The following is a 3,929-nucleotide window of genomic DNA, read 5'->3' as shown; positions in this document are numbered from 1 at the left end:
TCAATCGCCATTCAAATCCGTATATGAGGAGAAGACGGCCCAAGAGCGCGGTGGCGTGAGGATCGTTGCAAGGCTTCGCGAAAGTGAGCGGCCTCTCTCTGGCGTACGTGTCGGTCGTCCCCCTCTTTCTTTCAGCTCCGGCGAAGGAGTTCCCGTTGTTCCTCCGCTGTGTAATTGCTGAAATGTCCTTCCTTTGCCGCCTGCCGACGTGCGGCTGCGATGAGCGACTTGCTACTCAGGGGAGGGGACGGCGCAGAGACTTGCCTAGTCAGTCTCACGCTGCCACATTGCGGGCACACGGGCTTTTGGCTAGCGCGTACAAGCGTTTCGTAGCGTAGACCGCATTGGCAGCAGACATAGTCGTATAGCGGCATCGGCCTCTTCTTCATAGAAAATTAGTATCCAACGGAATGGCCTTTGTTCGATGGTCGATGCCATTCCGCATTACGCAATCAGTCATCATTTCCAGGGCGTTTCGCCCGTCGGGTGCTACGAGCCTTTCATTTGCTCCTAGCGACATCAAAAATCTCATAACGTCAAGCCGGCCACTTGAAGCGGCCTGCATTAGACACGTGAGGTCATCTCCGTTTGTGTGATCGATTTCGAGGCCGGCCTCGATTAACCTGAGGACGGTTTTGGGCGAACCGTTCAAACACGCATACCAGAGCGCACTATTTTCTTCATCGTCTAGCATGCCGACAGGTACACCCTCATAGAGCAAAGTCGCGACAATGTGGTCATTCCCCTCTAGCGCTGCCTCCATCAGCGGCGTGACGCCATTTACGCCAACTGAATCTGCGTCGTGGAAGCCATGCTTGGACAGCCATATCACAAGGGGCGCATGCCTACGGCTTTTCCACGATACTTCGATACTTCGGGGGCGTTCAGCACCTATGATCTCGTACGGGGCAATCGTGTTCTCCAGGGACATCTTGCACTCCGGTTGTATCTTTGTATCCCGTTAGACGAATTGTCACACTTCAAGAGGCCACAATGAAAAACGTCAGACTGGTCGATTCTCATGTGGATTGCGCACCGGACCCATTACTTCGATTCCTTCTTCATAGCTGATAATGTCAAAGGGCAAATCGAATCGGCAACCGGCGTCGGCTATAGCATCTAACTTCGCTGCCGTACTTTGCTTTTTTAGCTCATTTTTTTCCAAGTACAGAAGCTCCAGCATCTCGTTGTACACAGTGGACTCAACGATCGGCAGTACATAGAACATTGCTCCCCTATACGGTACTTGGTACCGCTTAGTCAGATCGATATTGTCGCAGAAAAGGAAGTACTTCCCGCGCGCGTGCAAGGCGTCACCCAACACTTCGGCGACGTCCCGTAAGTGCTCGAAACTCAAGAGCCAGCCGCAAAAGAATGGCAGCTGAGAATCACCCGCATGGGCTACAGCCATCACCTGCTCGCAACACAGTTCGGGTGGCCGTGCCTCGTCGGCGAGCCGCGGGGCGAAGCGGAGCGCGAGTTCGCCCCGAAAACCAACGCGCCTTGGCTTCGTCGTTCGACCCTTGAAGACTGCATTGAGAAGACGCCCTTCGTGTTGGAGACGTGCGAACGGGTTGTCGGCGAGTTCATCACGAACAGGTGTAGCGGTCATACATATTCCTCCTTTCAAGCAAAGGCACTCCACACTAACCGAAACGTTGCGTATGGAGCGACGCGACCGCTAAGACCTTCGCAACTTCCGTACCAGCAAAAAATATGCTGAGATGGTATGCGGGCAGGCTACTCGACGAGTAGCGAGGTGTCATTCGCGACAAAAGGAGCAGATGTTTGTCTTAAAGGCCACTGAAAAAAGGTACATGGCACTACACGCTCACGCCAAAATTGAGAAACCACTGATGCCGAGAAACGCGACGAGGAAACCGACTGAACTGGGGCGCAACAACCACTGTGCAGTGGCCGAAGAACGAAAGGCAAGCGCTCAGTTTCGGCAATAGTGTTACGCGACGCGGGTAGGCCCTCGAGCTCAGGCGCTGCTAGTGGCTAAGCACGCCACCGCCCTGTCTCCGGAACCAAGCAGTACATGGCCAGCGTAGCTTTTTACAAGCCGACCTGAACAGATGCTGAAACTTACCGACAGTCGCTTCAGATCAAAATCGGAAGCTGGGTGCTCGATAGGACTTCCTTGAGCGTCATGAAGGAGCGGAGTTGTCGTACACCGGGCAGGTATAGAAGTTGCTCAGAATGCAGTCTGTTAAAGCTCTCGCTATCCCGAGTCCGGACCATCATGAAATAGTCGAACTCCCCAGCTACTACATGGCATTCCATGCAGCCTGTGACTTTTCTCGCGGCCTCCTCAAACTTCGAAAAGGACTCGGGAGTGGCACGTTCCAGGACCACGCGAATCAATACCAGCATGCCAACTCTTAGCTTCACCGGATTCAGCAGCGCCACGATGCTACGGATGAGGCTAGTCCTCTCGAGTCGTTCAACGCGCCGAGAGCACGCCGGCGGGCTTAGATTGAGATGCGCTGCCAGCGCCAGGTTTGAGATCGATGCGTCTTGCTGCATGGCTCTCAAGATTGTCAATACCATCTAGTGCATCAACGCTTACCTTAGCGTTGGGTGGTCGTGTGAAATGTTGTGGTTCCCATGGTTTTCATGCGCGAAAAATTGAAGTCAATTCTTTTATGGTGCTCAAATTTGGCGAGCTTTGCAAGAGTGCCTCGCGCGTTCCATTTTCGAGTCAATTCGTTTGTGAACTGGGAAATAATCCAAGAGAAAGTGTCCCCGAATTGCCCTCGCGAGTACAACTTACCATCACGCCGGAGCTCCGCCATGAAGATCGAATGCTTTCCCCGTTACCCATTGACATTTGGCCCATCCCCCATCCATCCTCTAAGGCGACTGAGCGAGCATCTCGGAGGACAGGTCCGGCTATACGCAAAGCGTGAGGACTGTAATAGTGGGCTAGCTTTTGGAGGAAACAAAACCCGAAAACTTGAATACTTGATTCCCGATGTGCTAGAGCAGGGTGCCGACACGCTGGTGTCGATTGGAGGCATACAGTCTAATCAGACAAGGCAAGTGGCGGCGGTAGCAGCACATCTTGGACTCAAGTGCGTTCTGGTCCAGGAAAACTGGGTTAACTACTCGGACGCCGTCTATGACCGGGTGGGGAATATCCAGATGTCGCGCATTATGGGAGCTGACGTACGCCTAGTTGGCGACGGTTTCGATATCGGAATACGAAAGAGCTGGAAAGAGGCAATAGAAAGTGTGCTTCATGATGGAGGAAAACCATATCCGATTCCCGCTGGTTGCTCTGAACATCCCCTGGGTGGCTTGGGTTTTGTTAGATTCGCCGAGGAAGTTCGGGAGCAAGAGGCGGAACTTGGCTTCCGCTTTGACTATATCCTGTTGTGCTCTGTTACGGGTAGCACACAAGCCGGCATGGCAGTCGGTTTTGCAGATGAAGGACGCGCCAATCGCGTGATTGGCGTTGATGCTTCGGCAAGGCCCGAGCATACTCGGGAGCAAATTGTGCGAATCGCGCGCCACACCGCACAGCTTGTCGACCTAGGTCGCGAGATTACTGATGCTGACATCGTGCTCGACACGCGTTACGGCGGACCGGAGTACGGGCTACCATCCGAAGGTACGCTCGAAGCAATCCGTTCGTGCGCCAGGTATGAAGGCATAATGACTGATCCAGTGTATGAGGGTAAGTCTATGCACGCATTGATCGATATGGTCCGTGGTGGTGAATTTCCTAAAGGCTCAAGAGTGCTATACGTCCACCTAGGCGGCGCGCCAGCTCTAAGCGCGTACAGCTTCCTATTCCGAGGTGGTTAAGAATTCCGCTCAGAAGCAGGGGCTGATTGCGAATCGAGGGCAGAGTGGATATGCGGACAACACCATCGCAAATTGTCTGGCAGCTTAGCAGGCTGCTGAAGTACTCATCGCGGTAG

5 protein-coding genes are annotated in these 3,929 nt (G+C 53.6%); 1 reads left to right on the top strand and 4 read right to left on the bottom strand.

Features of this window, described 5'->3' with window-relative positions:
* Positions 1–131 precede the first annotated feature (131 nt).
* The 4 genes from MKD50_RS30075 to MKD50_RS30060 all read right to left on the bottom strand — a co-directional run bounded on the left by MKD50_RS30075 (position 132) and on the right by MKD50_RS30060 (position 2,553).
* On the bottom strand, positions 132–374 hold the full coding sequence (locus tag MKD50_RS30075; RefSeq protein WP_081610656.1) for an FmdB family zinc ribbon protein: 243 nt from the start codon (positions 372–374) through the stop codon (positions 132–134).
* A gap of 11 nt (positions 375–385) precedes the next feature.
* Complete coding sequence (locus tag MKD50_RS30070; protein WP_081610655.1) at positions 386–931, bottom strand: ankyrin repeat domain-containing protein; 546 nt, start codon at positions 929–931, stop codon at positions 386–388.
* A 72-nt stretch (positions 932–1,003) separates the two neighbouring features.
* Entirely contained in the window at positions 1,004–1,612 is a 609-nt protein-coding gene (locus MKD50_RS30065; RefSeq protein WP_025586805.1) for a hypothetical protein, read from the bottom strand.
* Between the two features lie 491 nt (positions 1,613–2,103).
* A complete protein-coding gene (locus MKD50_RS30060; protein ID WP_018003671.1) occupies positions 2,104–2,553 on the bottom strand; it encodes an Lrp/AsnC family transcriptional regulator in 450 nt (149 codons plus the stop codon).
* A gap of 243 nt (positions 2,554–2,796) precedes the next feature.
* On the opposite strand from MKD50_RS30060, the gene MKD50_RS30055 reads away from it, so the two are divergent.
* The gene (locus MKD50_RS30055; RefSeq protein WP_018003670.1) at positions 2,797–3,813 is read left to right on the top strand and encodes a 1-aminocyclopropane-1-carboxylate deaminase; all 1,017 of its coding nucleotides are present in this window, start codon (positions 2,797–2,799) and stop codon (positions 3,811–3,813) included.
* Positions 3,814–3,929: the final 116 nt, after the last annotated feature.

Source organism: Cupriavidus mimosae (assembly GCF_023952485.1).
Classification (GTDB): Bacteria; Pseudomonadota; Gammaproteobacteria; order Burkholderiales; family Burkholderiaceae; genus Cupriavidus; species Cupriavidus taiwanensis_C.
This window is presented reverse-complemented; position numbering and strand designations above follow the sequence as displayed.